Raw genomic sequence first — 24,738 nt, forward strand, 5'->3', positions numbered from 1 at the left:
TCCACCCTGACATTACCTTTTTATTTCTGTTAACATTCGCAGCTGTTCATTATATTTTTCTTCTGGTAATTTTACATATCCGACCTCTTCAGCAAGCTTTCCAACATGTTTAATCATAAACTCAACATAATTTGCTACACTAATTTTATTTCGGATAGATGCATGATTCACATAAGTAAAGAGCGGCCTAGATAATGGCTTATACGTACCTGATTGAATGGTCTCTTTCGTTGGAAATACACCATTCACTTTTATTGCTTTCACCTTATCTCGATTGGCCATATAATAAGCATATCCTACAAAAGCAATGGCATTTTTATCATTCATTACCCCTTGCATAATAACTTGATCGTCTTCAGACAAAGAGACCGTTTTTACAAGGCGACTTTTTTGTAAGATGACATTTTGAAAATAATCATAAGTACCAGAGTCTACGCCTGGCGCATAAAATTTCACTTGTTCACGCGGCCATGATGAATGAATTTGTGACCACCGTTTTAAGCATCCATCTTCACTCCATAATAGACGTAACTCGTCTATCGTCATATTGTTTACCCACGTATTTTGACGATTTACAACAATCGTAAGACCATCGTAAGCAACCTCAAACGGTGTAAACTGAATAGCGTTTTTCTTCATCGCATTTTCTTCTACCTGTTTCATCACTCTCGAAGCATTGTTTATATCTACTTCTCCTTTACTGAAACGATTAAATCCTCCTCCTGTCCCAGAAATACTAATAGAAATTTTCACGTTTGGATGAACCTTCGTATATTCCTCTGCTACTGCCTCTATAATAGGAAAAACCGTTGAGGATCCATCAACTCTCACTTCTCCCATTTCATTTGAAGCAAATGCAGTAGACATGCTACAACAAAGGAAACATGTCGATAATGTCAAAACTTTAATCGAAACGCTCATCCATTTCACGTGTTCTTCCTCCTAGAAGTAACCGGAAATAACAGGATTACAGATATAAGAATACTGCTAAACTATTAATTCGGTTTTAATTGTTTGTAAAAGTTTTGTAAAGTTCCACAAAAATTACTATACATACAAATTTGATCTAAAGTTTTGTGATTTAGGTGCAGAAGCTTTTCTAATCATCCATAAAGTGAAACTTTAATCAGTGTGGGCCTTCCATCCCCTACTGATTATTAGCCCTCACCAATCGGGCTTTTGTAGGATAAAACTGTTATCTTCCTATCACGCAGGACAATACAAGAATGTACGCATTCATCTTGTTATTTTTGAAACTATGTGCTGTTTTTTAACACTTTATGCTTGTCCACATTTACTAAACCATATGCATAAAGCATAAAAAAAAGCACACTATCTTTTCAGATAGTGTGCTTTTTTTACAACTTTTTTATTCATCACCTTGCGTATTATTTTTTTTCTCTTTTTCATCTTTTGGAGCTTCACCAGTTAATGCTTGTTTTTTCAAATCAAAGTAAGCGTCCATTATTTCACGACCAATATATCCATTAATCCCTGTTTTATCATCATGTACCCACGGCACAACAACAGAAAATGCTACTTCTGGATCTTCAAGTGGCGCATAACCTACTAATGTTAAATTATATGTTTCAACACGCTCACCTTTTGCATTTTTACCAATCTCTTTATCTCCGCCATATACAGTTTGAGCGGTACCCGTTTTCCCAGCTGCTTTATATGGTGCACCTGTAAAGTATTTTGTAGCTGTACCACCTGAATCGTTAAACACTTGTCTAAATCCTTCTTGAACACGTTTAATTTGCGATTCAGGCATATCAACACGATTTAACACTTTCGGTTCCATAGATTGAACAACTTTTCCAACTTCATCTGGCTTCGCCGATGGCTGACGAATTTCCTTTACAACTTGCGGTTGCATACGATATCCACCATTGGCAATCGTCGAAATATATTGCGCTAATTGGAGCGGTGTATACGCATCATACTGTCCAATTGCTAAATCTAATAAGAAACCTGGTTGATTTCCTTTACCTATTTGACCAGCAGTTTCATTTGGTAAATCAATGCCTGTTTTTACACCAAGTCCAAATTGACCAAAATAATAACGCATAGTATCAAATGCTTTTTGTGGTATATCTAACGTACCACCTCTAACATATGGAACACCAGCGATATTCATCGCTGTTTTAAACATATAAACGTTAGAAGACATTTTTAACGCTGTAAGGTCATTAATATACCCCATCGTTTTCCAAGATGACTTCGTAGGTGTACCTTTTAATTTAATTGGTTCATCTAATTGTACTGCCCCTGGTTGAATCGCACCAGTTTGATATCCAGTAAGTAATGTTGCACCTTTTACAGTTGAACCCATCGGATAAGTACTTGTCATGGTACCTAACGCAAAGTCATTTACTTTCGTTTGACCGTCTTCGTTAACTAATTGTTTCCCCGCCATAGATAAAACTTCACCATTTTTTGGATTCATCATTACAACGAATGCGCGGTCTAAAAGGGGTTCGCTCCCTTTAAATCTCAATAAATTTTTCGTGATAATCTCTTCTACACGCTTCTGTAATTCCATATCAATTGTTAAATTGAGGTCATTACCTCGTTGTCCTTGTGACACATTAATAGTTTCTAAAATATTACCGTTTTTATCTGTAACATTTTTCACTTCAGCTTTTGTACCATGTAAACTATCTTCATACTGTTGCTCAAGATAACTTTTCCCTACGCGATCGTTACGATTATAATCGCGAACAAGATAGTAATCTAATCTCTCTCTCGGTAACCCCTCATCAGAAGAAGTTACACCACCAAGTACACTTCGGAACATATCATCATACTTATATTTTCGCTCCCAGTCAACATTTGTATCTACACCTGGTAACTTCGCTAAATTCTCACTAATAATCGCGTATTCTTCTTCTGTTGCACCTTTTTTAACGATTTGCGGCGTCATTGCATATCCGCTTTCCATCTTACTTTTAATTGCCAGTATTTCTAAATCTTTTGCTGACAATTGATTAATCTCTTCTTCTGTTACACGATTTCGTTGACGCTCATCTAGTTCTTTATCGTCAATTTTATTCGCTTTTAACTCTTCACGATCTTTTTTTGTGATTTTTCCCTCTGCTTCTTTTTTATGTAAAGAAAGCCAGTAATCTTTTTTATCGCGATCTGTTAACTTATCTGTTGGGACTTCAATTAAATCTGCTAACTTTTTCGCCGTTTCTAAGCGATCCGGTGCAGTTGATCCCTTCATTTTTGTAAATGTAATGGTACGAATAGGCTCATTATCTACGACAGGTTGTCCATTACGATCAAATATTTTCCCGCGCGGTACAGGATTACTAATCGTTGAATTTTCTTTTTTCTCAACTTCATTTTTATATTCCTCACCACGAACAATTTGTACGTATCCAAGCCTTACAATAACCGCGGAGAACATTAAAAACACGCAAAAAAACAACACGTTTAACCGAAAGGGAACGTGGGTCTTTTTCTTTTTCTGCTTCTTGCTCATACAAACCCCCTCTACCAACAGCTATGTAATGTGAAAGGGACACCTTCATACAGGTGCCCTCACTGCTGTCTTACATCTTTTTCTATTCTAGCATAAAATAAGCGAGAAGTTAACCTTCTGGTTCAGTTTGATTCTGCGTGGTTCCTTGCGCTACAACGCTTGTTTTGTTCACATTTCCCTCATCATATTTGACATTTTTAACCGCAAAATAAATAAGAAAATGTCCAGCTCCTAAAATACATAGTAAGAACGGTAAACTTTTTTCAGGAGGAAAGAATATTACAGCACATAAAAAACTTAAAATGGAACAAATTCTTCCGGCATTTAACCATAATTCCCTGACAACTACATATTCTACACGCCATTCTCTCGCCTGTTTTGCTCTACCAATTACATCGTATGTCATGGATCCGTACGGAACGAGTAAAATAGGATATGCAATCGCGATACATGCTGCATAAATAAGTAATTTCGTGTATGTAACATTGAAAATAACTAAAAATACAACCGCATATAAAATAATGCCCCCAATTAAAATTGCTTTTTTTCGCCATTCTTTCTTTAACATACGGGCGACTAAATAATAGCATACAAATGATACAGCTGAATTAACTAAACTATATTTCCCTAATGCGAACTCACTACCAGATGCTAAATAGACGTATACCGAAATAACGAAAATAAACGTTCCTTCTCTCAAACCTTGGAAGAAGTGAGCGCGTGTAATTCCTCCCCAGTTTTTATCAACTTGCCGCTCTTTCAATACTTGCACAATTTCATAGCGCCCTTCACATTCCCTCTTTGATAAAAAAAAGCTTAGAACGACTGCAATCGCAAATAGCATTAACGAGAGGAAGAAAACGACAGTATAACCACTCCATTTTTCCATACGTGAAATTGTATATCCTGCTGCTATCGGCCCAATCATTCCAGAGAAAGATGTAAGAAGTCCGAGAAAACCGTTAAAAAAATCTCTTGTTTCTGGTTCTGTAATCTCAAATGTCAACAAGTTAAAAGCGAGCCAATAAAAACCGTAACCAACTCCTAAAAGGGCTCCCATTAGTAAAATATAGTGAGATGCACTTTTTCCCGCTACTAAAACAACGATAAAAAAAACAGCTAACGTGCCTACGCCTATTCGCAATAAAATCGAGCGATCAATACGCTTCGCTAATTTCCCGCCCACAAGAAATGTTAGAGGTTGCAATACAACGCTGGCCAAATTATACAAGCCCAGATTCACATAATTTTGTGTTTGCTTCCATAAATAAATGTTTACAAACGTATTCGATAAAGAAATTGCGAGCGTGTATAAACCTCCTATAACGAGCAATAATACTAAATCTCGATTCACTTCAACATCACCAATTACATGTTTCCACTTCATACACAACTCTCCTTTACTTCATGTTCTAGTCTTCCAAAGACAAGCCCAATTATGTAAAAAGAGAGCATAGAAAAAAGCTAGGAGAAAACTCCTAGCTTTTTTCTATCTGTATTAACTTTAATTATTTTGCTTCTTGGTAAAGTTTTTCAGCAGCGTTCCAATCTACAACGTTCCAGAATGCACCGATGTAGTCAGGACGACGGTTTTGGTAATTTAAGTAGTATGCATGCTCCCAAACATCTAAACCGATAACTGGAGTTTTACCTTCAGTTAGAGGAGAATCTTGGTTTGGAGTGCTTGTTACTTCTAGCTCACCATTGTTTACTACTAACCATGCCCAACCAGAACCGAAGCGAGTTGCGCCAGCTTTTGCGAATTCTTCTTTGAATGCATCGAAGCTACCGAATTTCGCTTCAATCGCAGTTGCAAGTTCGCCTACTGGTTGTCCGCCACCGTTTGGAGATAGGATTGTCCAGAAGAATGTGTGGTTAGCATGTCCGCCACCATTGTTACGTACTGCTGTACGGATTGCTTCTGGTACTTCGTTTAAGTTTGCAACTAATTCTTCAACGCTTTTGTCAGCTAATTCTGCATGACCTTCTAAAGCAGCGTTTAAGTTTGTAATATACGTGTTGTGATGTTTTGTATGATGGATGTTCATTGTTTCTTTATCAAAGTGAGGTTCTAAAGCATCATACGCATAAGGTAAATTTGGTAATTCGTGTTTTGCCATTGTTATATTCCTCCCGGTTTATGTATTGTCACTACATATGTGACATACAACTTCATTCTACCCTAATTGCCATAGGGTGCAAACAACTAAATCGCTTTGTCTTGCTATCATTAAAGTAGCAAAATTCCCACTTCTTTTCAATTAAAATGCTCATATATTCCGTAAAAAAAGCTCCCTTCTACAAGGAAGCTTCCTGCTGACATAATAAACATGTGAAATGGATATGGACCCTGTAGGACTCGAACCTACGACCGGACGGTTATGAGCCGTCTGCTCTAACCAGCTGAGCTAAGGGTCCACAATTATGTATATGACATTGAAAAACAACTAAATTCCTATCGGATATTTTGTTTGAGAAATGTAAGATAAATTTACCATATACAAAAGAAAAGTGTCAATTGCATTTTTCTTCTTCAAAAGTAGAAAATTAATAAGAAGAAATTTAGTCCTCTCTACTATATGTAAATATAATATATCTTGAGCTTCTCTAGATTCGTACGTTACAATGATTTTATACATACATAAAGGAAGTGAATCTATGTCCATATTTACCCAAATAGCAAAAAGCGTATATTCGCCTAAAGATATGGCGCTTTTCCGATTTCAAAAAATCGGTAAAACCATTTTGTATATTATGCTCCTTTGCCTAATCACTACTATTCCAAGAACTTTCTTGTACGGTAGCGTTATTCAAGATGGCGTTAACATGGTAAATCAAGTAATCGAAAAAGATTTACCTGATTTTAAAATTGAAAATGGTGAGCTCAAAGCTGATATCGATCAACCTATCGAAAAAGAAGATGGAAATGCACTTTTCGTATTTGATCCAAATTCAACAGACCTAGAAAAATATCAAAATAAAACAGGTTTATTTGTTTTAAAAGATAAAGTAGTCTCCATGGGAAATGGCCAAACACAAACATACTCCTATAATGACTTATTAGGTGCATCTCTTGAGAAGAAAGATTTACAAGATTTCATTTCGTTATTTGACAGTATTTATCCAATCTTATTATTCGTTATTGGGTTTTTACTGTATTTGTTCCAATTATTTATTACCTTTGTAGGAGTTACGTTACTTGCCTTCATCGGTTCTGCCATGAGTGGTCAGCGCAAATTATCTTATAAACAAGTTTGGACATTAACTGCTTACAGCTACACAATTCCAACAATCTTCTTTATGATTATGGATTTATTCAAAATAAACGTACCTGGTGCAACGTTTATTTACATTGCAGTTGTTTTAATCGTTCTATACTTAACGATTAAAGAAGTTCCAAAACCGAAAGAAAAACAAGAATTATAAAAAAATGCCTAAATAGGCATTTTTTTTTTGGACAAGCATATATTCCTAGCAAAGGAGTGAAGGATATGAAGAGATTAGGTATACTCTTATTCGTGCTTGTTCTCGGTTATATATTTTATTACGATATAAAAATCGGTACTTTACCGATGTTAAGTTCATACAAAAAAACAACTGCTGCCCAAACAATAAATAAAGAAAATACAGATACAAAACAAAATAAAGAGAAAGAAACAGAAAAAGAAGCAGATGCAGCGTATAAAGCAATTGAAGTAAAAACTGGTGATACGGTTCTTTCTATTACAGAAGCAATTAATAAGAAAAAAATTCCTTCTATTGAAAAGGTAATTGATGATTTTAAACAATTAAATAAAAATACATCTGCCACAAAAATTCAAGTTGGAAAGTCTTATAAATTCCCCTTATATCAATAAGTAATCACTTAATCCTTGTCAATTATATAAAGGCGCTGATACAATAGTAAAAGTGAAACCGAGTACTTTGGTTTCTATAGCCCTTTCTCACACATACTATCATTGATGTAAGGGACTAAAATAAGAAACTTCTTTTATAAGGAGAGCGATCTATTCGTGAATGAAATGACTCATCGTACAAAAACACGTCCAGTTAAAGTCGGTAATTTAACAATTGGCGGTAACAATGAATTAATTATACAAAGTATGACGACAACAAAAACACATGATGTTGAGGCTACAGTTGCTGAAATTAAACGTTTAGAAGAAGCTGGCTGTCAAGTCGTCCGTGTTGCTGTTCCAGACGAACGCGCAGCAAATGCTATTGCTGATATTAAAAAACAAATCAACATTCCACTTGTTGCTGATATTCATTTTGATTATCGCCTTGCTTTAAAAGCAATCGAAGGCGGCATTGATAAAGTACGTATCAATCCAGGTAACATCGGACGTCGCCATAAAGTAGAAGCTGTTGTAAACGCTGCGAAAGAGCGCGGTATTCCAATCCGTATCGGTGTAAATGCTGGTTCATTAGAACGTCACATTTTAGAGAAATATGGATACCCCACTGCTGACGGTATGGTTGAGAGTGCACTGCACCATATTAAAATTTTAGAGGACTTAGATTTCCACGATATTATCGTATCAATGAAAGCCTCTGATGTTAACTTAGCAATTGAAGCATACGAAAAAGCTGCTCGTGCTTTTGATTATCCATTACATTTAGGTATTACAGAATCAGGAACATTGTTTGCTGGAACTGTAAAAAGCGCCGCTGGTCTTGGAGCAATTTTAAGTAAAGGTATCGGAAATACACTTCGTATCTCATTAAGTGCTGATCCAGTGGAAGAGGTAAAAGTTGCTCGTGAACTATTAAAGTCATTCGGTCTTGCATCTAATGCCGCAACACTTATTTCTTGTCCAACTTGTGGTCGTATTGAGATTGATTTAATTAGCATCGCTAATGAAGTAGAAGAATACATCTCTACACTTCAAGTTCCAATTAAGGTTGCAGTACTTGGCTGCGCTGTAAATGGTCCTGGTGAAGCTCGTGAAGCTGATATCGGTATTGCAGGTGCACGCGGAGAAGGTTTATTATTCCGTAAAGGGCAAGTCGTTCGTAAAGTACCGGAAGAAACAATGGTAGAAGAACTGAAAAAAGAAATCGATGTAATCGCTGCTGAAATGGCTGCCGAACGAGATAAAGAAAAAGAAACACAAGAACAATAAAAAAGAAGGTTGTCCACAATTTTTGTGAGCAACCTTCTTTTTACATTTAAATCAAAAACTCGTCAGTTATATAACCGACGAGTCTCTCATTTTGCACATTTTGGACAACGACCATATATTTCAAACTTATGCCCTGTTACCTCATAACCTTTAAAATCTTTATTCATAAAATCCATTGGGCAGGAAGTAATTTCTTTCGTACCACCACAATCTAAACAAATGAAATGGTGATGATGTTCCATAATAGAGCATGTAAAACGAAAATGTTTTTCACCACTTAATTCCGTTTGCTCTAAAACACCAATTTCAGCAAAAACCGTTAAGTTACGATAAATCGTATCAAAACTAAGCCCTGGATAATCATCCTTCATATGTTCTAAAACATCTTTCGCAGTTAAATAACGATTATGCGCCGCGAATAATCTTAGCATCTCTTCCCTTTTCCCCGTATGTTTGTATCCTTTTTCCTTCATTAGGCGTAAAGCTTCTGTTAGATTCATACCTATCCCTACTTTATGCAGTTTTTTTCTTCTTCCATAAAATTGCACCGATTAAAATAAGAACCGCTATCATAACAATTGTACCACCTGGTGCTAGATTAAGTTGATACGAAGCAAACATTCCACCAATTACGGCAATTTCACCAAATAAAATGGAAAAGAAAATTGTTTGTTTAAATCCTTTTGCAATACGAATACTTGCTGCAACTGGTAACGTCATTAAAGATGATACGAGAAGAACACCTACAACACGCATTGATACGGCAATTACAAGAGCAACTAATATAATGAAGATAAAGTGAATCCACTTTGCACTCAAACCGGTTGATACAGCGTATTCCTCATCAAATGATAGTAAAAACAACTCTTTGTATAATAAAACAATCGTTGCAATAACAACAATTGCGACTATACCAATAATAATTAAATCCGTGCTTGTTACAGCACTTACACTACCAAATAAATAACTAAATAAATCCGTATTGAATCCATTAGCAAGTGAAATGAAGATAACTCCAATCCCCATCCCAGCTGAAAGTATAATTGGAATTGCTAACTCTTGATAATGTTTATATACAGTACGTAATTTTTCAATTAGCAATGCTCCACCGATTGAAAAAACCATTCCCATATATAGAGGGTTTAAAAACCCACCAGTAAAGATTGTTTTTTCAAGTAATAAACTTGCTGCAATTCCTGATAATGTCACATGACTTAATGCATCCGCAATAAGCGACATGCGGCGAATCACAACGAACACGCCGATAAGCGGTGCGACAAGCCCTATTAAAATACCCGCGTATAAAGAATTACGTAAAAAATCATATTGTAAAAAATCCTGTATCATTATATCCTCCCGTGATGCTCATGTTCATGTTCTAAGCGATGAACATGATGTCCATATAAAATCGACATTTCTGCATCTTCTAACTCTCGGAATTTCTCTACATTCCCATGGAAATGCAAATGTTGGTTTAAGCATGCAACATGTGTTACTTTTTCAGTAACAGCTCCCATATCATGAGTAACAAGAATTAACGTGATTCCTAATCTTTTGTTTAAGTCCTCTAGTATCTCATAGAAACTTTCCACATTTTTCACATCGATCCCAACAGTAGGCTCGTCCAAAATAAGCAACTCTGGATCACTTACAAGTGCACGGGCAATAAATACACGTTGTTGTTGTCCACCAGAAAGTTCTCCAATATTACGTCCTTGAAACTCGCTCATGCCTACATCAGCAATTGCTTTTTCTACTTTCTCCTTATCGTCTTTCGTAAAAAAGCGAAAAAGACCTTTTTTCGAAACAAGTCCCATTGAAACGACCTCAAAAACAGTTGCCGGGAAACCTGAGTTAAAGCTGTTTGCCTTTTGGGATACATAACCGACTTTATTCCACTCTTTGAATTTTTTACTATCAATGCCAAACAATCGAATATTTCCTTGCTTCGGCTTTAAAACACCCAATAAACATTTAAGTAAAGTCGATTTCCCTGAACCATTCGGTCCAACTAAACCTAAAAAAGCTCCCTTCGGAACTTGCAAATTAATATCTTCTAACACGTTTCGATCTTCATATCGAAACGTTAGCCCTTCTATTTCCAATATATTATTCATAGCATCTCACCTATTTTAATTCAGAATGATTCCGATTTATCTCTATTTGAATTATAGTACAGCTTATTATAGTTGTAAACCAATCTGCCCAAAATATATTCTTTATTTCCAGAAACCTTATTATTATAACAAAAAGCAGAGAAATTTTCTCTGCTTTTAAAAGATATTACAAATCATTTTTTAATGAATTGCCGATTTAAACTTACCACCATTTGTCTCTTGCGTGCTCATAATGGTAACAAATGCATTTTCATCAATTTCGTGCACAATTGATTTTAACTTTGTCACTTCAAGACGCGTTACAACTGCATAAATAACTTCTTTTTCTTTATCTGTATAACCACCTTTAGCAACAAGTTTTGTTGTTCCACGACCAAGGCGGTGTAAAATTGCATTTGATACTTCCTCATATTGATCCGATACTATTAAAACTGCTTTCGTTTCGTCCAATCCTTGGATTACCGTATCAATTGTTTTGAATGCGATATAGTACGTCATAACAGAATACATTGCTTGTTCAACACCAAACACAAATGCTGCCCATGCAAAAATGAATAAGTTCACAAACATTACGAATTCACCAACAGAAAACGGTAATTTCTTCGTTAATAGAATCCCCATAATCTCTGTCCCGTCTAACGATCCACCATGACGAATAACAAGTCCTACACCAAGACCTAAAATAAGACCGCCAAAAACTGTTGCTAAAATTGGCTCTGTTGTAAATGGCGGAACAGCATGCAACGTTGATTCAATAAATGCTAAAGCTACAATCCCAAATGCTGAGGATAACATGAATGTTTTTCCAATTTGCTTATATCCGGAGTACATAAACGGAATGTTGAGGATAACAACTAAAGTAGAAAAACTTAACCACCAAATATTAGGAGTAAGATAATCTAATATAAGAGAAATACCAATAATTCCACCATCAATAATTTTATTTGGCATTAAAAATAGTTCAATCGCTACCGCCGCACATGCTGCCCCAAAGACAATCATAACTAAACGATATACGAGATGAATAACACTTTCTTTCCGATGTTGCTTTTTTTCCATAAGTCCTCCTTATACTCTTTCTCTATAGTTTTGTTCTTATATTATAACATACGCTTCTTTTCCCCATGGAAAAAATGCACCTTTAGACGAATATATACAAGCTATGCGTACATATATTTCGATAGAAGAACGGTGAAGGAGGACAACACGATGAATCTCATTAAACAAATTGTGAACAAAAAATTAAATCATATTTCTACAAAAGAGTTATTGAAATATAGTAAAGAATACGAAGTTTCAATTACAACTGCACAAGCTGATAAAATCGTTTTACTTATGAAAGGGAAAAATATTAACATTTACGATAATACCGAGCGACTAGAGCTCTTAAAACAAATCGCAAAAGTAACCTCTCCCGCCACTGCCCAACAAGTAAATACTTTATTTCAGCAACTATTAAAATAAGGAGGGGAAAATCCCCTCCTTATTGCGCTTTAATTTTTTCAAGAAGTCCTTCATCAAAAGTACCATTTTTCAGCATTTCGATTTCTAATTTATATGGTGGCTTCTTATCTTTTTTATCTTCACCTACATACGGTGTTTCAAGAATTTTTGGTACGTGCTTTAGTTGCGGGTGATGCACAATGTGATGCAATGCCTTATAGCCAATATGACCAAAACCAATATTCTCATGACGGTCTTTTCCAGCTCCGCGGACATTTTTGCTATCGTTAATATGAAGTACTTGTAAACGATCTATCCCAACAATCTTATCAAAATCGTTTAACACACCGTCAAAATCATTGACAATATCATAACCTGCATCGTGCGTATGACACGTATCAAAACATACAGATAACTTTTCATTATATTTTACGCCATCAATAATTTTCGCAATTTCTTCAAAGCTACGACCGCATTCTGTTCCTTTTCCTGCCATCGTTTCTAGCGCAATATTAACCGTTTGTTCTGGCGTTATTACTTCATTAAGCCCTTTAATAATTTGCTGAATACCAGCATCTGCTCCTGCACCAACGTGAGCTCCTGGGTGAAGAACAATTTGTCTCGCCACACCTAATGCTGCAGTTCTTTCAATTTCCATACGAAGGAAGTCAACACCTAATTGAAACGTCTCAGGTTTCGTCGTATTCCCAACATTAATAATATACGGAGCGTGGACGATAATTTCTTCAATACCGTTCAGTTCCATATGTTTTCTTCCTGCTTCTATATTCAATTCTTCAATTGGTTTTCTTCGCGTATTTTGTGGTGCACCTGTATAAATCATAAACGTTGTTGCACCGTATGAAACAGCCTCTTCACTTGCTGCTAATAACATCTTCTTACCACTCATTGAAACATGAGATCCAATCTTTAACATACAATCACCTCTTCAATATACAATAGATATAATGATAGCATAATTTGTAGAAATATGTAGTGAATTGTTTGTTCATAAAAAAGGCACTACACAAATTAAAATGACTATTTAAACAGTCCGCACTCTACACTGAAATTAAACGGATAAAGTGAAACTTTAGTCAACGTTGTTTCTAATCCCTCACTAATTATTAGCCCGCATCAATCGGTTTTCTCACAAGTAGCGAGATAAAAAAAAATAAGGGAAATCCCTTATCTTTTTTTATTGCTATATTTTTTCTTAACTTTTTCACGTTCTGTTGCAAGTTTTCGTTTATAGTTTGGTTTTACTTTTTTCGGCTTTTTAACAACTTTCGTTGCCATAACATCCAGTCCATCACTTGGTTTTTTACGACTCTTACGACGACGACGTTCACCTAAATCCGCCCACTCATCTCCGCGTAAATCTACATGCTTAAACTCGATATGACGTTGTTTTTCTAAACTATCTAACGCTTCTTCATTTGCTGGATCATAAATCGTCACTGCAATACCTGAATGACCCGCACGTGCAGTTCTTCCAACACGGTGAACGAAGAAATCTAAATCTGATGGAAGTTCATAGTTAATAACATGACTAATCCCTTCAATATCGATACCACGTGCCGCTAAATCAGTCGCAACAATATATTGGAATTCAAGATCACGAACTTGTTTCATCATTTTTTTACGATCACGTGGTGATAAATCACCGTGTATACGCCCTACTTTTAACCCACGTTCTGCTAATCCATCGGCTACTTCATCAGCCTTCTTCTTTGTGTTTGTAAAGACAATTGCTAAGTACGGTTTAAATTGAAGTAGCATATTTTTCACTAATTCAATTTTATTACGGTGTCTTGAAGGCACAAGGTAATGCTCAATATTTCCTGCTGCAACTTGCTTCGGATTAATATGAATATGTTCTGGATTCTCCATATATTTCTTCAAAAACGGTTTTAATTTTTGAGGAATCGTTGCAGAGAAAACTAGCATTTGTAAGTTTTTAGGCATACGTGCTGCAATTTTATCTACATCTTGAATGAATCCCATATCAAGCATTAAATCCGCTTCATCGACAATAATAGTATCCGCTTTATAAACAAATAGCGCCTTTTCTTCTACTAAATCTTTAATACGTCCTGGTGTTCCAACTACAATATGAGGTTGTTTTTTCAACTTTTCAATTGATCGTTGCTTATCTGTTCCACCAATTAAACAACGTGCTGTAATCATTTGCTCTTCTGCACAGAACTTTGTTAATTTCACGATTTCTTCGTAAATTTGTTGTGCTAACTCACGAGTAGGCGCTGTAATAACAAGCTGTACTTCTTCACGACTTGCATCAATTCTGTTTAATGTAGGAAGTAAGTATGCATGTGTTTTCCCAGAACCTGTTTGGGATTGTCCAATTACACTCACACCTTTTTTCACAACCGGGAAAATTTTCTGTTGAATTCCTGTCGGCTCTGAAAAGCGTAGTTCACGAACTGCATCTATTAAAAATGGTTTAAAATCATACTGTGTAAAAGTTTGTAGTGTCATAAGTTACACCTTCTTTCTAAAATTTCTACTGCGCGCACAAATCAGTCAAGTCTACATTATATCGAAATCTACAAGTAAAATCCATCTTTTCTTTAGTTTAGGTTTTCATCATAAAAACTAACCTTCTTTCCTTCCACTGCATATTGTATGTGTATATACCTAATTGAAGAAAGGAGGATTTCTCATATGTATCCGAAACCCCCTATAGGGCAAATGCATCCTAATCAAGGACATCATCCTTATACACCATACCCAATTCCCCAACTACCACCGATGGCACAAAAAAAGAAAAGTTTTCTTGCTAAACTCTTTAAAAAACACGATCCTACGGAGCCTTTCATGCAAATGGTCCCTCCCTATCGGCAAATGGAAGGGCCGCCGATGATGCACCAGCAACCGCCACCGCAATATCAACAGCAATACCAGCAACAATACTCACAGCAATATCAACCATATATGCAGCAACATCCTCAACAAATGATACCACCTCAAATGTATGAATCAAATGAAACGCGCGGTACGGCGACAACTACAGCTGCTGCGACATCTAGCAGCGGCATCGGAAGCTTTTTTTCGAATCTAATTTCGAATCCAACTAATATGATAAATAATATCGAAAAAGTATCCCAAGTTGTTCAATCGGTAGGACCTGTCGTCGAGCAATACGGTCCAATTATGCGTAGTCTACCAAGCATTGTTAAAATCCTCACCTCTGGAAAAGGCACGGAGGAAAAACAAGCTGAAGACCAGCCAGGAGAAGTTGAAGTAGTCACTCCACCTCCTCCACCAAAAAAGAGAAAAAGAAAAAAAATTGTGATTGAGCCAATAATAGAAAAAGAATTACCTGAAGAGCCTATCCAACAAATAGCAACAAAACCAAAACTATATGTGTAACAATCCTTTGTTTTCTATCCACTCCTCCTTTATAATGTAATGGACTATGCACAAAAGTATCCCTTGTTTAGAAGGAGAGGATTACTCACATGAAGATTGTTAAAATTTCCCCTCGTGGTTATTGCTACGGCGTTGTTGACGCGATGGTTATTGCACGTAACGCCGCATTAGATAAATCATTACCGAGACCCATTTATATTTTAGGTATGATTGTTCACAATAAGCATGTAACAGATGCTTTCGAAGAGGATGGCATCATTACATTAGACGGTCCAAGTCGATTAGAAATTTTAGATAAAATCGATTCTGGTACTGTTATTTTTACTGCACACGGTGTTTCTCCAGAAGTTAAACAACGTGCAAAAGAAAAAGGTTTAACGACAATCGACGCAACTTGTCCAGACGTTACAAAAACACATGACCTTATTGAAGCAAAGAAAGCTGAAGGATATCATGTCATTTATATCGGCAAAAAAAACCATCCAGAACCAGAAGGCGCAGTTGGTATTGCACCTGATATCGTTCATCTTATCGAAAAAGCTGATGATTTAAGAACATTAGAAATCCCAACGGATAAAATTTTAGTTACGAATCAAACAACAATGAGTCAATGGGATGTTCAACATTTAATGGAGGACATCCAAAAAAAATTCCCAACAGCAGAATTCCATAAGGAAATTTGTTTAGCAACTCAAGTTCGCCAAGAAGCTGTCGCTAAACAAGCTGATGTTGCGGATTTAACAATTGTTGTCGGTGATCCGAAAAGTAACAACTCCAACCGTTTAGCGCAAGTATCACAAGAAATTGCTGGTACGAAAGCATACCGTGTTGCAGATGTAAGTGAAATTCAATTAGAATGGCTACAAGGTATCGAAAACGTCGCAGTTACAGCAGGCGCTTCTACTCCAACGCCAATTACGAAAGAGGTTATAGCTTTCTTAGAGCAATATGATCCAATGAATCCAGCTACATGGGACAGAACTCGAAATGTACCACTTCAAAAGATTTTGCCACGTGTAAAAGTAAAAAAACAGCAATAATAAAAACCGTTGCCTACATGAGCAACGGTTTTCGTTATTTTTATACAAATGTGAAAGGATCCGTATGTAACTGCGAAGCATGAATTTGCACATTAAATTTCTTTTCATCTACTTTGTTTTGCAATTGTTTTTGTACGCCTTGCTTCATTACTTTTTCAACATTATGTCCTGGGTCAACTATATTTAAACCGAGCATCATCGCATCGTGAGCAACATGATAATACATATCACCCGTTACATATACATCTGCCCCTTTAAATTTCACTTGGTTTATGTATTTATTACCGTCACCACCAAGCACAGCAACTTTACGCACTTTATCTTCTAACTTCCCAACAACTCTTGCACCCTTCACATGTAATGATTGTTTCACGTGTTCAGCAAACTGTCCAAGTGTCATTTCTTCTTGTAAATATCCTATTTTACCAAGACCTAATGTTTCACCTTTATTATCCAGCGGATATATATCATAGGCCACTTCTTCATATGGATGAGCTACCAACATCGCTTTAATAATTTTTCTTTGTAGTGAAGCTGGAATAATTGTTTCGATACGCACCTCTTCCACACGCTCTAACTGCCCAGTTTCCCCGATATAAGGATTTGTCCCTTCTCTAGGGATAAACGTACCTACCCCTTCACTACCGAACGTACAGTGGCTATAATTACCGATATGACCAGCACCCGCATCTCCAAGAGCTTTGCGCACCTCTTCTGCATGAGTTACTGGAACAAATACAGCAATTTTTTTCATTTCTTCTGCGTATGTCGGAACTAATACTTCTGTATTTTGTAACCCTAATGCATCAGCAAGTAAATCATTTACCCCGCCTGTAGCAATGTCTACATTTGTATGGGCCGCATAAACTGCAATATCATTTTTAATACACATTTCAATAATTCTTCCGTACGCCTTATCTGTATGAATCGCTTTTAACGGATTAAAAATTAGAGGGTGATGCGCAATAATGACATTCGCTCCTAATTGAATCGCCTCGTTCACAACTACCTCCGTTACATCTAACGCTATTAATACGTGCTGAACAGGTTTATTAAGCGCTCCAATCTGTAAGCCAATCTTATCCCCTTCCATCGCTAAATGCTTCGGATACATACCTTCAAATAAAGAAATAATTTCATGGCCATTCGGAATTTTACTCATGATAAAACCTCCCCTATCATTTTCATTTTCGCTTCTACTTCTGCACGCTTCACTTTTGTCTCTTCAGACTCTGCTGCACGCTCTAACTGCTTTAAAATATTTTGGAAGTTTTTCAATTCCCCTTCCCACTTTTCAACAAAAGCCTCACTTTTTTCTTTTATTAAAAATGGACCCATAAACAATTCAGCTTGTTTATGTTCAGAGTAAGGTACTGCGATATCTCCTCGCTCTCCGACTAAAATCTCATAAATTTTCCCGTCTTCTTTTACGATTTTTTCATGGATAAGCTCCCAGCCATTCTCAATAAACCATTCACGAATATGATGTGCAGCAATATTAGGCTGTAAGATTAAACGCGTTACACCTTTTAATTTTTCTTTACCACTTTCTAAAATGTCACGAATTAACGCTCCACCCATACCAGCAATCGTAATAACATCTACTTCTCCTGGGGTAATAACAGCTAACCCATTACCTTTACGAACATCTACTTTATCTTGCAAGCCACTCTCAGCTACAGTCGCTTGCGCAGAGCGAAACGGCCCATCTACAACTTCTCCTGCAACTGCTTTTGTAGCAATATTATTTATAATTGTATAACACGGTAAATACGCATGATCCGACCCAATATCAGCTACTGTAGATCCTACCGGAATCTCCCGCACAACTTCTTCTAATCGTTTTGAAAGCTTTACTTCATTCATGTATTTCCATTACTCCTTCTCTTGTCAGTCTGTCTCCATGATAATGAATTTATAGTAGTTGTTGCAAGTCCAGAACAACACTTCAATTCTCTATTACTAATCGTATTTTAGAAAGTATAGAAAAACAAGCCTTTTGCACAAAAGCAAAAGGCTTGTTTTTCTATACTTTATTTTTTCTTCGATAACCAATCAGCTACTTTAGCTGCTTGATCAGCTGGAACTACATTTGGTGGCATATTCCCTTTTCCTTTTGAAAGAATTTCTTTAATTTCATCTTTCGAGAGTTTCCCACCAATTTTTTGTAAATTAGGTCCTACTGCTCCTTGTAACTGATCACCATGACAGCTCGTACAGCTTTGCTTCACAATATCCTCTGGCTTTGATACTGTTTGTGCTGGTTTCCCGCCATTTTTTGCATCAGCTAACTCTTTAGATTTATGTAGCCCTTGAAATGAAAATACAAACATAACGATAATACCTAATGCTGCAATAAGAGCGAACGGAATCAGCGGATTACGTTTCATATCTCTTCTCCCCCCTCTATACCCCTAAATAGTTAGATGATTCAGTCATTTCCATTGTACTTGAAAACGCTCTATCAGAAAAGAGTAAACTATTACTCGTTGAAAATATTCCATAAATTCAGTTTATTGATTTTCACTTTTATATCGCATATTATTTCGATAAATATTAACGTTTCTCATCATATTTTTCACTTTTCTACATATTTTTTTGTATAGAATAAACAAAATTAATCGAAAAATCGAAAAATGAGCATTTGCAAATCAAAAGACAATTCTGTAAAATAAATTACAAGAAATTGTAATCGTTGCTGATAGCTAAATTTTAACAAAAATTAACAAAATAAAAAAGTTTACTTCACAATCGTGAAGTAAACTTAAAAATAACCTATTCTAAGAAATCCTTAAGACGTTTACTACGGCTCGGATGTCTTAATTTGCGAAGTGCTTTTGCTTCAATTTGACGAATACGTTCTCTCGTTACGCCGAATACTTTCCCAACTTCTTCAAGCGTACGAGTTCGTCCATCATCTAAACCAAAACGAAGACGCAGAACATTTTCTTCACGATCTGTTAGTGTATCTAACACATCTTCTAATTGTTCTTTTAGCAATTCATACGCTGCATGGTCCGCAGGCGATGTTGCTTCTTGGTCTTCAATAAAGTCACCTAAATGGGAGTCGTCTTCTTCACCAATCGGTGTTTCAAGAGAAACTGGCTCCTGTGCAATTTTTAAGATTTCGCGTACTTTTTCTGGAGCAAGATCCATTTCTTCACCAATCTCTTCAGGAGATGGTTCGCGTCCTAAATCTTGTAATAATTGACGTTGTACACGAATTAACTTATTAATTGTTTCAACCATATGAACTGGAATACGAATTGTTCGCGCTTGGTCTGCAATCGCACGTGTAATAGCTTGGCGAATCCACCAAGTTGCATACGTACTAAATTTAAACCCTTTACGATAATCGAACTTTTCAACCGCTTTAATTAGACCCATATTCCCTTCTTGGATTAAGTCTAAGAAAAGCATACCGCGGCCCACATAGCGCTTTGCAATACTTACTACAAGACGTAAGTTTGCTTCCGCAAGACGGCGTTTTGCTTCTTCATCGCCTTCTTCAATACGTGTCGCAAGTCGAATTTCTTCTTCAGCGGATAGTAAGTCAACGCGACCAATTTCTTTTAAGTACATACGAACAGGATCATTGATTTTCACACCTGGTGGCACACTTAAATCATTGAGGTCGAATTCTTCTTCCGTTTTTGTAATTTGGCGATTATTAGGACCTTCGTCGTTGTCATTGTCACCAACTAAGTCAATCCCTTGTTCACCTAAATATTCGTAGTATTCATCCATTTGGTCGGATTCAATTTCAAATCCATTCATGCGTTCTGCAATCTCTTCATATGTAAGAACGCCACGTTTTTTTCCGAGCTCAGTGAGTTGTTCTTTCACTTGCTCAAGGGTCATTTCAGTTTCAATTTGTTTAGAACGAGCTGGTTTGTCAGCCATCTGTTCCCCTCCTTACGCGAGATACAAACATTCATTATACTAAAATTTTATCGAAAAAGCTATTTTCTTGCTTTTTGATTTTGTAAATATGCTACATAATATTTAGCAGCCTCTACAGGATCTGTTTTTTCCATTTGTTTTACTTTAAAGATAATTTCCATCTTTTCAAGTTTTTCCTTATGACGTCTGAGCGCCTCCAAATGGCCTTGTAACGCTTCTTCTGTGTATTCTGGATTAATAAATTCATCCGTCGAAATATCAGTGATAATATTTTTCAACTTTTCATCAGAGAGCCAACTTAAAAATGTTCCGACTGAAGGTTCATTTCCCTTTTCATAATATGCGTATAGTTCATATAAAATCCCTTTATGTTCTTCTGTATAAAAATCTTCTATATGAGATTCCATACGCACTGCCACTTCTGCACTTTGCAACATATGGTAAATAATTTCTCTTTCTGCTCTTTCAAAACCTGTTAATTTCGGTTTAGTTTGAACAATTTGAGATGGCTTAGAGACCTGCTTTATTTGTTTTTGCTGTACCTTTTGTTCTTTGCGATATTGGTGTAATTGATTCAAAAGTGTTTCCATTGAATACGAAAATTCTTGCGATAATGACTTTAAATATGACTCGGCCTGCATCGCGTCCTGCAACAATGATAACTCTTTTAAAACACTTTTCACATATTCTTCTTTGCCAGACTCATCTTGCAAATTTTTCCCTAAACGCAAATAATTTATTTTGAAACCAACAAAACTTATACTTGATTTCACAAGATTTTCAAAAGCCGTTGTTCCATATTGTTGCACATATTCATCAGGGTCAAGCTTATCTGGCAATGGTGTAACTTTCACTTGGCAACCAACTTGCAATAATAATTGCCCTGCTTTCATCGTCGCTTCTCGCCCTGCTTTATCACCATCATAGCAAAGAACAACAGTTTCAACGTTACGTCGCAGAAGTTTCGCTTGTTCTTCAGTTAAAGCCGTTCCCATTGTCGCAACAGCCTCTTCCACGCCACTTTTTACCGCGGCTAGCACATCGGCATAACCTTCAAATAGGACAACCTGCCCACGTTTTCTAATAAACGGTCTTGCTTGGTGGAAATTATACAACAGCTTACTTTTGTGAAAAATCGGTGTTTCAGGGCTATTTAAATATTTCGGAGTATCATCTCCTAGCGCCCTTCCACTAAACGCTATCACCTTACCTTGTAAAGTATAGATTGGAAACATAACCCTTCCTCGGAAGCGGTCATAATGACTACCATCCTTCTCACTTCTTACAAGAAGGCCAGCTTGTTCCATACTAGATAGCGACAAACCTCTTTTTTGTAAAATTTTCGTTGCTGCATCCCAAGCTGGTGATGCATAACCAATTTCAAATTTCTCTATCATCTCTTTTGTGATACCACGTTTTAATAAATAAGAAAGTGCTTCATTTCCCTCTTCTGTATTTACTAACAAATGATGATAATACTTTTTCAAAAGTTCATGAGCCTGTTGCATGATGACAGTGTCATCAGATATGTCTTCTTGTTGTCCTTGCCCTGATGTATACTCTGCAATTGTAATCCCATTTCTTTCACCAAGCTTTTGAACAGCCTCAGTGAAAGCGAGTCCTTCCATTTTCATAAGAAAGGAAAATACATTTCCACCTTCTCCACATCCGAAGCAATGAAAGATTTGCTTATCAGATGAAACAGAGAATGAAGGTGAGTTCTCACCATGAAATGGACAAAGGCCGAAATAGTTACGCCCCTGCTTTCTAAGTTGAACATACTCACCAATCACTTCTACAATATCGGATGATGTCCGAATCTGTTCAACAACTTCTTCGGGAATTCTGTTCCCCATAACTCCAGCTCCGTGTCGTATTTTGTATTCGATATAAATTAAAAGATTCCTTTATAATTCGACAATATTTTTTCTAAATTTATTAGAAAGTGCTGTCGATCACGTTGTACAAATGATTTTAGGCCTTTCGTATAAGCCCCCTACCTGCGTAACTTCGCAGATACATACCTACTATATAAAATTGTATCCATTTGCTCATCTGTTACAAATGTACCTCTTGGAGACAATACCAATACTCCATTTTTTACAAGAAGACTAGCAAGACCCACATCCTGTGTGATCACGAGATCTGTAACTTTTGCATGTTGATAAATATAAAAATCAACTTCATCTTGTTCAGAATCTACATAGACCCAATACCTTGCTGTTTTCTTGAACGATGAGCATAAGATGCGACAAACAAAATTTCGACATAAAATTTTGTTTCAACTTGCACAATTTCATTCTTCACGGGACACGCATCTGCATCAACTAACATGTTATTGATGTTTTGCATATTTCTGTATTCTACATCCCTTCTGTGAATCCTTCCATAATGTGCGTTTTCTTGTTTAGATTTTGTCGATTTAACGTAAATACATGTCTTTTTCGCAAATCCTATCCCTAGTTTATTCTGAAAAATTAAAGTCTAAACGTAAAATATAGGTTTTTATCACAATTTTTTATTATAATATATTTTCTTCAACTACGCTACATATCCCTTTAATTTTCATCTTGCATTTAAAGATAACAAACTCGTTCCGTTAGCATAATAAAAAAACAGAAGAATATAAGTATAACCATTCCGCTATATTCTATTACTAAGACTAAAGTTCATGCTCTACTTCGCATCTTCCTCTACCTACTTCTCACGAGCGAAAAAAGCACATTCACCTTTGGTAAATGTGCTAAAACATTTTTTGGTTTTGCACTGCATTCACAATAATATTTGCTGTTTCTTCAATCGCCTTATTCGATACATCAATCACTTGACAATTTATTTTACTAATTACTTCCTCAAAATGATCAATTTCTTCTTTAATACGATTAATATTTGCATATGTTGCTCCATCACTTAATCCAAGTGATTTTAATCGTTCTTTTCGAATATGATTTAACTTATCCGGTGTAATTTTCAAACCGAAACATTTCTCTTTTGCCACTTGATATAATTCCTCAGGCGGATCCACTTCCGGTACAAGTGGTACATTAGCAACTTTCAAACGTTTGTTATGCGCTAAATATTGTGAAAGTGGTGTTTTTGATGTACGTGAAATTCCAATCAACACGATATCGGCTTTTAAAATACCACGTGCATCTCTGCCATCATCATATTTAACTGCAAATTCAATCGCTTCAATTTTTTTAAAGTACTCTTCATCTAATCTTCGAACGACACCTGGCTCATACCTTGGTACTTGCCCTGTAATTTCTTCAATTTGATCGATAAGAGGTCCGATAATATCGTATGCCTCTACTCCTTCTTTTGCCGCTTCTGTCAATAAATATTGACGCATATCAGGCTTTACTAACGTAAAACAAATAAGCGCTTGATTGCTCTTGGCAATCGAGATCACTTCTTTTAATGTCCCTGTATCTTCTACATACGGTACACGTCTAATATCAGGAGCGAATGGGAACTGCCCCATTGCCGCTCTAACAACCAAATCAGCCGTTTCTCCTACAGAGTCAGATACGACATATACGATTTTATTATCCATTACATTACCTCACTTTAAACAAATTACACTTATTCGTTATTTACTAAATTGACAAATGCACGCGTAATATTTGTTTTTGTAATTCGTCCAATCACTTCTAGACCTTGTTTCGTATCCTTTACAACTGGCATCGCATCAATCTGTCTTTCTATTAATTCCATCGCAATATCATATAAAGAATCCTCTCTGCGACACATCGCAATGTTTGGCATCCTTGTCATGATAATATTAACCGGAAGAGAGGTTAAATCCTGCTTTCCTAAGCTAGCTCGCAATAAATCTTTACGAGATACAACGCCAACTAATAAAGTAGATTGATCTACAACAAATAATGTACCAACATCCTCTAGAAACATAGTACAGATTGCATCGTATACTGATACATTTTTATCAATTACAGCCGGTCTAGATTGATAATCTTGTACTTTAATTTTCTTAACAGCTTCAGATAATAGCTGTCCCCCAGTTTTACCCGTATAAAAATAACCTACGCGTGGACGCGCTTCTAAATAACCAGCCATCGTTAAAATTGCTAAGTCTGGTCTTAGCGTTGCACGTGTTAAACCCAATTGCGCAGCAATTGACTCCCCTGTAATAGGACCGTGATCTTTTACAATCTGAATGATATGTTCTTGCCGTTTATTCAGCTCTATGATAATCACCACCTTTA

Annotated in this window: 25 protein-coding genes and 1 tRNA gene; 6 read left to right on the plus strand and 20 right to left on the minus strand. The window is 36.3% G+C overall.

Going from position 1 to position 24,738, the window contains the following annotated elements; translation table 11 throughout:
* Nucleotides 1-12: 12 nt before the first annotated feature.
* The 5 genes from MR109_RS04005 to MR109_RS04025 all read right to left on the minus strand — a co-directional run bounded on the left by MR109_RS04005 (nt 13) and on the right by MR109_RS04025 (nt 5,908).
* Nucleotides 13-930 (minus strand): PstS family phosphate ABC transporter substrate-binding protein, encoded by a 918-nt coding sequence (locus MR109_RS04005; protein WP_071718611.1) that lies wholly within the window; start codon nt 928-930, stop codon nt 13-15.
* 439 nt (nt 931-1,369) lie between these two features.
* Entirely contained in the window at nt 1,370-3,490 is a 2,121-nt protein-coding gene (locus MR109_RS04010) for a peptidoglycan D,D-transpeptidase FtsI family protein (RefSeq protein ID WP_071718610.1), read from the minus strand.
* A gap of 109 nt (nt 3,491-3,599) precedes the next feature.
* On the minus strand, nt 3,600-4,877 hold the full coding sequence (locus MR109_RS04015; protein ID WP_071718609.1) for an MFS transporter: 1,278 nt from the start codon (nt 4,875-4,877) through the stop codon (nt 3,600-3,602).
* A 121-nt stretch (nt 4,878-4,998) separates the two neighbouring features.
* Complete coding sequence (sodA, locus tag MR109_RS04020; RefSeq protein ID WP_002173480.1) at nt 4,999-5,610, minus strand: superoxide dismutase [Mn]; 612 nt, start codon at nt 5,608-5,610, stop codon at nt 4,999-5,001.
* A 224-nt stretch (nt 5,611-5,834) separates the two neighbouring features.
* A tRNA-Ile gene (locus tag MR109_RS04025) sits at nt 5,835-5,908 on the minus strand.
* 240 nt (nt 5,909-6,148) lie between these two features.
* Here MR109_RS04025 and yqgB point away from each other — a divergent pair.
* The 3 genes from yqgB (at nt 6,149) to ispG (ending at nt 8,616) form a co-directional block, all read left to right on the plus strand.
* Nucleotides 6,149-6,916, plus strand: a complete 768-nt coding sequence (yqgB, locus tag MR109_RS04030) for a protein YqgB (RefSeq protein ID WP_002173481.1) — start codon at nt 6,149-6,151, stop codon at nt 6,914-6,916.
* A 65-nt stretch (nt 6,917-6,981) separates the two neighbouring features.
* Nucleotides 6,982-7,347, plus strand: a complete 366-nt coding sequence (locus tag MR109_RS04035) for a hypothetical protein (RefSeq protein ID WP_002173482.1) — start codon at nt 6,982-6,984, stop codon at nt 7,345-7,347.
* Between the two features lie 165 nt (nt 7,348-7,512).
* Nucleotides 7,513-8,616: a flavodoxin-dependent (E)-4-hydroxy-3-methylbut-2-enyl-diphosphate synthase gene (gene ispG / locus MR109_RS04040; RefSeq protein ID WP_162861751.1), complete on the plus strand. Its 1,104-nt coding sequence runs from the start codon at nt 7,513-7,515 to the stop codon at nt 8,614-8,616.
* Nucleotides 8,617-8,702: 86 nt separating this feature from the next.
* Here the strand turns inward: ispG and MR109_RS04045 are convergent, their stop codons facing one another.
* The 4 genes from MR109_RS04045 to MR109_RS04060 form a co-directional block, all read right to left on the minus strand.
* A complete protein-coding gene (locus MR109_RS04045) occupies nt 8,703-9,116 on the minus strand; it encodes a Fur family transcriptional regulator (RefSeq protein ID WP_025147421.1) in 414 nt (137 codons plus the stop codon).
* A 13-nt stretch (nt 9,117-9,129) separates the two neighbouring features.
* On the minus strand, nt 9,130-9,963 hold the full coding sequence (locus MR109_RS04050) for a metal ABC transporter permease (protein WP_071718608.1): 834 nt from the start codon (nt 9,961-9,963) through the stop codon (nt 9,130-9,132).
* Entirely contained in the window at nt 9,963-10,733 is a 771-nt protein-coding gene (locus tag MR109_RS04055; RefSeq protein ID WP_002173486.1) for a metal ABC transporter ATP-binding protein, read from the minus strand. The genes MR109_RS04050 and MR109_RS04055 overlap by 1 nt, the downstream gene beginning before the upstream one ends.
* A 180-nt stretch (nt 10,734-10,913) precedes the next feature.
* The gene (locus MR109_RS04060) at nt 10,914-11,792 is read right to left on the minus strand and encodes a YitT family protein (RefSeq protein ID WP_002173487.1); all 879 of its coding nucleotides are present in this window, start codon (nt 11,790-11,792) and stop codon (nt 10,914-10,916) included.
* Between the two features lie 150 nt (nt 11,793-11,942).
* On the opposite strand from MR109_RS04060, the gene MR109_RS04065 reads away from it, so the two are divergent.
* Nucleotides 11,943-12,197, plus strand: a complete 255-nt coding sequence (locus tag MR109_RS04065; protein WP_002173488.1) for a DUF2624 domain-containing protein — start codon at nt 11,943-11,945, stop codon at nt 12,195-12,197.
* A 19-nt stretch (nt 12,198-12,216) separates the two neighbouring features.
* On the opposite strand, the gene MR109_RS04070 is transcribed toward MR109_RS04065, so the two are convergent.
* Together MR109_RS04070 and MR109_RS04075 are read right to left on the minus strand one after the other, a co-directional pair.
* Nucleotides 12,217-13,113 (minus strand): deoxyribonuclease IV, encoded by an 897-nt coding sequence (locus MR109_RS04070; RefSeq protein ID WP_025147420.1) that lies wholly within the window; start codon nt 13,111-13,113, stop codon nt 12,217-12,219.
* 251 nt (nt 13,114-13,364) lie between these two features.
* Entirely contained in the window at nt 13,365-14,675 is a 1,311-nt protein-coding gene (locus MR109_RS04075; RefSeq protein ID WP_002173490.1) for a DEAD/DEAH box helicase, read from the minus strand.
* A 186-nt stretch (nt 14,676-14,861) separates the two neighbouring features.
* Between MR109_RS04075 and MR109_RS04080 the strand changes: the two genes are divergently transcribed.
* Both MR109_RS04080 and MR109_RS04085 read left to right on the plus strand, forming a co-directional pair.
* Nucleotides 14,862-15,569 carry a YqfQ family protein gene (locus tag MR109_RS04080; RefSeq protein ID WP_242271147.1) on the plus strand — a complete coding sequence of 236 codons (708 nt, stop codon included), beginning with the start codon at nt 14,862-14,864 and terminating at the stop codon, nt 15,567-15,569.
* A gap of 89 nt (nt 15,570-15,658) precedes the next feature.
* Nucleotides 15,659-16,609, plus strand: coding sequence for a 4-hydroxy-3-methylbut-2-enyl diphosphate reductase (locus MR109_RS04085; protein ID WP_242271148.1), 951 nt, complete (start codon nt 15,659-15,661; stop codon nt 16,607-16,609).
* Nucleotides 16,610-16,649: 40 nt separating this feature from the next.
* Here the strand turns inward: MR109_RS04085 and MR109_RS04090 are convergent, their stop codons facing one another.
* From MR109_RS04090 to MR109_RS04130, 9 genes are all read right to left on the minus strand, one after another.
* Complete coding sequence (locus MR109_RS04090; RefSeq protein ID WP_242271149.1) at nt 16,650-17,771, minus strand: Nif3-like dinuclear metal center hexameric protein; 1,122 nt, start codon at nt 17,769-17,771, stop codon at nt 16,650-16,652.
* Complete coding sequence (locus tag MR109_RS04095; protein ID WP_002173494.1) at nt 17,768-18,475, minus strand: tRNA (adenine(22)-N(1))-methyltransferase; 708 nt, start codon at nt 18,473-18,475, stop codon at nt 17,768-17,770. Before MR109_RS04095 ends, MR109_RS04090 begins: the two co-directional genes overlap by 4 nt.
* A 167-nt stretch (nt 18,476-18,642) precedes the next feature.
* Entirely contained in the window at nt 18,643-18,999 is a 357-nt protein-coding gene (cccA, locus tag MR109_RS04100; RefSeq protein ID WP_002173495.1) for a cytochrome c550, read from the minus strand.
* Between the two features lie 385 nt (nt 19,000-19,384).
* Entirely contained in the window at nt 19,385-20,512 is a 1,128-nt protein-coding gene (gene rpoD, locus MR109_RS04105; protein ID WP_000764062.1) for an RNA polymerase sigma factor RpoD, read from the minus strand.
* 59 nt (nt 20,513-20,571) lie between these two features.
* Nucleotides 20,572-22,368, minus strand: coding sequence for a DNA primase (dnaG, locus tag MR109_RS04110; protein WP_242271150.1), 1,797 nt, complete (start codon nt 22,366-22,368; stop codon nt 20,572-20,574).
* Nucleotides 22,369-22,508: 140 nt separating this feature from the next.
* Complete coding sequence (locus MR109_RS04115; protein ID WP_308197268.1) at nt 22,509-22,760, minus strand: DUF188 domain-containing protein; 252 nt, start codon at nt 22,758-22,760, stop codon at nt 22,509-22,511.
* Nucleotides 22,712-22,864 carry a hypothetical protein gene (locus tag MR109_RS04120; RefSeq protein ID WP_242271151.1) on the minus strand — a complete coding sequence of 51 codons (153 nt, stop codon included), beginning with the start codon at nt 22,862-22,864 and terminating at the stop codon, nt 22,712-22,714. Before MR109_RS04120 ends, MR109_RS04115 begins: the two co-directional genes overlap by 49 nt.
* Before the next feature lie 391 nt (nt 22,865-23,255).
* The gene (locus tag MR109_RS04125; protein ID WP_242271152.1) at nt 23,256-24,068 is read right to left on the minus strand and encodes a pyruvate, water dikinase regulatory protein; all 813 of its coding nucleotides are present in this window, start codon (nt 24,066-24,068) and stop codon (nt 23,256-23,258) included.
* A gap of 29 nt (nt 24,069-24,097) precedes the next feature.
* The gene (locus MR109_RS04130; protein WP_000583755.1) at nt 24,098-24,730 is read right to left on the minus strand and encodes a transcriptional regulator CcpN; all 633 of its coding nucleotides are present in this window, start codon (nt 24,728-24,730) and stop codon (nt 24,098-24,100) included.
* Between the last annotated feature and the right edge of the window lie 8 nt (nt 24,731-24,738).

The sequence above is a fragment of the Bacillus cereus group sp. BfR-BA-01310 genome (assembly GCF_022664325.1).
GTDB lineage: Bacteria > Bacillota > Bacilli > Bacillales > Bacillaceae_G > Bacillus_A > Bacillus_A paramycoides.